Genomic DNA, 3,717 nt, shown 5'->3' with positions numbered 1-3,717 from the left:
CAGCCGATGGCGCATTTGCAACTAACCGCACCATTGAAGAAGATATAACCGCAGCGTTTGTGCAATTTACTTACAACGGCTACATTGGCGATATGCCATACAACATTGTAATTGGTGCGCGCCAAGAGTCTACCGACATTACCTCAACAGCTAATATCGATTTACCTAACGCAGTAGCATGGGAAGGTAATAACGACTTTAATGTTCGTTTTGGCTCAGATAAAGAAGATTTCACGCTTAAATCTAGTTACGATCACTTTTTACCAAGCTTTGACTTTGACATAGAAGTAATCGAAAACGTAAAAGCGCGTTTTTCTTATAGCACCACAATTGCTCGTCCAACTTACGACAACTTAAGTTCAGCAGCGACTGTTGGTGTACCGGGTGCCCCTACTCTTTTAGCGGGTTCTTCACCGGCTACAGCGTCAACGGGTAACCCTGGCTTAGTGCCGCTTGAATCAGACAATATTGATGTATCGGCTGAGTGGTACTTTGCAGAAACAAGTTATGTGTCGGTAGGTTATTACACTAAAGACATCGAAAACTTTATTGGTTTAACACCAATGACGCAAAACTACTACGGATTACGCGATGCAACAGCAGGCCCTCGCGCACAAGCTGCCATTGCTGAACTAGAATCTCGCGGACTTGCCCTAACCGATTCAAACTTATTTCAAATGGTTGCCGCAACAGAAAACAACGTTGATTTTGACTCTATGACCTACGAAGAGTTTGAAGCCGCTTACGATGTAATTGCTAACAGCGATGACCCACTACTAGAATTTACAGCGCAAGTACCTACCAACAATAAAAATGCCACCATTGATGGTTTTGAAGTTGCCTTTCAGCACTTTTTTGGTGAAAGCGGTTTTGGTGTGCAAGCAAACTACACCACAGTTAACGGCGACATAGACTTTGATGTAAACGCCGACCCTACTACAACACAATTTGCACTAGTAGGTTTAAGCGATACAGCTAACTTTATTGCAATGTACGAAAACGATGATTTTCAAGCACGTATTGCTTACAACTGGCGTGATAAGTTTTTAAATAGTGCAGCTCGATACGTAAATGAGCCAGGCTTTACTGAAGAATATTATCAGATCGACTTTAATGTTGCGTACAACTACAGCGAACAACTCTCGTTTTTTGTTGAAGGTCTTAACATTACTGAACAAAATAGCCGCGAACATGGCCGTACTTCAGTTCAATTGTGGAACCTACAACAGCTAGGCGCACGTTACAATATTGGTATGCGTTACAACTTCTAAAGGTAATACAAAGTAAAGCCGTTAGTTTTTACTAGCGGCTTTTTTGTATTTAAAACAGTATTAATGCTAGTTTAATTGTTATCAATTTTAGGGTGTTAACTCATGACCAAATCAATAACAAAAATAGTCGTTTTAGGTGGTGGCACTGCCGGTTGGCTAAGTGCAGGCTTATTAGCCGCCGAACACCCGCACCTTAATGTAACGTTAGTTGAGTCGGCAAATGTGCCTATATTGGGCGTGGGCGAAGGTACGTGGCCGTCAATGCGCAACACGCTACAACGCATTGGCATTAAAGAAATTGATTTTATAACCCAGTGCGACGCGTCATTTAAGCAAGGTTCTAAATTTATAAGTTGGCGCAACCTCAGTGAGGGAGAAAGCTACTATCACCCTTTTATGAATCCACAAGGCTATGAGCAAACCAATTTACACGCCAGCTGGCAACGTGTTGCACCTAACCAAAAATTTGCCGACGTTGTTAATATGCAAAGCTTTGTATGCCAAGCAGCACTTGCACCAAAGCAATTACAAACACCTGAATATGCAGCGGTCACCAACTATGGTTATCATTTAGATGCGGGTAAATTTGCTGAATTTTTAAAAAATCACTGCGTTAAAAACCTAAACGTTACGCATATTACTGACGATGTAACCGAGGTTATTAACCACGAACATGGCTATATTGCTTCATTAAAAACAAATAATAATGGCAATATAATAGGTGATTTATTTATAGATTGCTCAGGCTCTCGTGCTCGTTTAATTGGTGAGCATTTTAATAGTGAGTTTATAGCGCAAGATCATATTTTATTTAATAACAGCGCTGTTGCGGCGCAAATACCTAATGCACACGCCGATCAGCCAGTTGCCTCTGCTACGTTATCTACAGCGCAAAGTAACGGTTGGATTTGGGATATAGCCCTGCCAACGCGCCGTGGTACAGGTTATGTATTTAGTAGTAAATATCAAAGCGATGAAAGCGCAACAAATACTCTAAAAAGCTACATAGCTAAAAGTACCAGTGAGCAACAAGCTGAGCAACTTACCTACCGCGTATTAAAATTCAGCCCTGGTTACAGGCAACAATTTTGGATTAAAAACTGTGTTGCCGTGGGTATGTCAGCTGGCTTTTTAGAGCCGCTTGAAGCGTCAGCTCTTGCTATGGTTGAGCTTTCAATTAGCATGAAAAGCGAGCAACTACCGCAAAACCGCACCCACATGAGCCAGCTTAAAACGCGTTTTAATGATCGTTTTAGCACTCGTTGGCAGCGCGTTATTGAGTTTTTAAAACTTCATTATGTGCTAAGCGAGCGCGACGACACTCCTTATTGGCAAGATATTAGTAATTTAAATACCGCGCCCGAGCGCCTGCAAAACTTACTTAAACTTTGGCAATTTCAACCCCCTAGCCGCTTTGATTTCATTGAAAACGAAGAAGTGTTTTCATCAAGCAGTTATCAATACGTTTTATATGGCATGGGCTTTAATACACAAACAGTATCTGCACAAAATACATTTAACGACCCACGTGCTGGGGATTACTATTATCAGCAAAATCGCGAAAAAATAGCGCAGTGTTTAAATGGACTGCCAAGTAATCGCGCGCTTTTAAATCATCTTTTATTAAATAATGGGCAGCCACATAATGACTAAAACAAACGCTGTTAAAAACGTAGTAATTGCTGGAGGCGGCACTGCAGGTTGGATGGCAGCAGCGGCACTTGCTAAACTAGTTGGTAACAATATAAACATAACCCTTGTTGAATCTGACGATATTGGCACTGTAGGTGTTGGCGAAGCAACAATTCCGCCTATTCGTACATTTCATAAATTGCTGGGTATAAACGAGCAAGCATTTATGAAAGCCACTCAAGCCAGTTTTAAATTAGGTATTAGCTTTGAAAACTGGGGCGATGAAAACACGCATTATATTCACTCATTTGGCGCAACGGGCAAAGAATGTTGGGCGGGTGAATTTCATCACTTTTGGCTGCAAGGTAAAACACTTGGAATAAACAACCCATTTGGCGATTACTGCTACGAGCTGCAAGCGGCTAAAGGCGGTAAATTTGCGTTTAATCAGCAAAATCCCATTAACTATGCCTACCATATGGATGCCACACGTTACGCGCAGTTTTTACGTGAATTTTCAGAGCCATTGGGTGTAAAACGCATTGAAGGTAAAATACAAAAAGTAGTAAAAAACACTAAAACGGGCCATATAGAATCACTTACTTTAAATAATGGCGAGCACATTAACGGCGACTTTTTTATTGATTGCACCGGCTTTAGAGGTTTATTAATAGAGCAAGCATTGCATACTGGCTACGAAGACTGGTCGCATTTACTACCGTGTAACAGCGCCATTGCGGTGCAAACAAAATCAACCAGCGATACCGTATTGCCACTTACCCGCTCTATTGCCCATAAAAACGGCTGGCAATGG

The 3,717-nt window shown here is 41.5% G+C and carries 3 protein-coding genes; all 3 read left to right on the top strand.

Translation table 11 applies throughout. The features are described from left to right. A partial coding sequence (locus L654_RS0122350) for a TonB-dependent receptor (protein ID WP_024609097.1) occupies positions 1 to 1,271 on the top strand: 1,271 nt, incomplete at its 5' end. Between the two features lie 102 nt (positions 1,272 to 1,373). Further along, on the top strand, positions 1,374 to 2,924 hold the full coding sequence (locus L654_RS0122345; protein ID WP_024609096.1) for a tryptophan halogenase family protein: 1,551 nt from the start codon (positions 1,374 to 1,376) through the stop codon (positions 2,922 to 2,924). Then, a partial coding sequence (locus tag L654_RS0122340; protein WP_024609095.1) for a tryptophan halogenase family protein occupies positions 2,917 to 3,717 on the top strand: 801 nt, incomplete at its 3' end. The genes L654_RS0122345 and L654_RS0122340, both read left to right, overlap by 8 nt.

This window comes from Pseudoalteromonas sp. TAB23, assembly GCF_000498075.1.
GTDB lineage: Bacteria > Pseudomonadota > Gammaproteobacteria > Enterobacterales > Alteromonadaceae > Pseudoalteromonas > Pseudoalteromonas arctica.
This window is presented reverse-complemented; position numbering and strand designations above follow the sequence as displayed.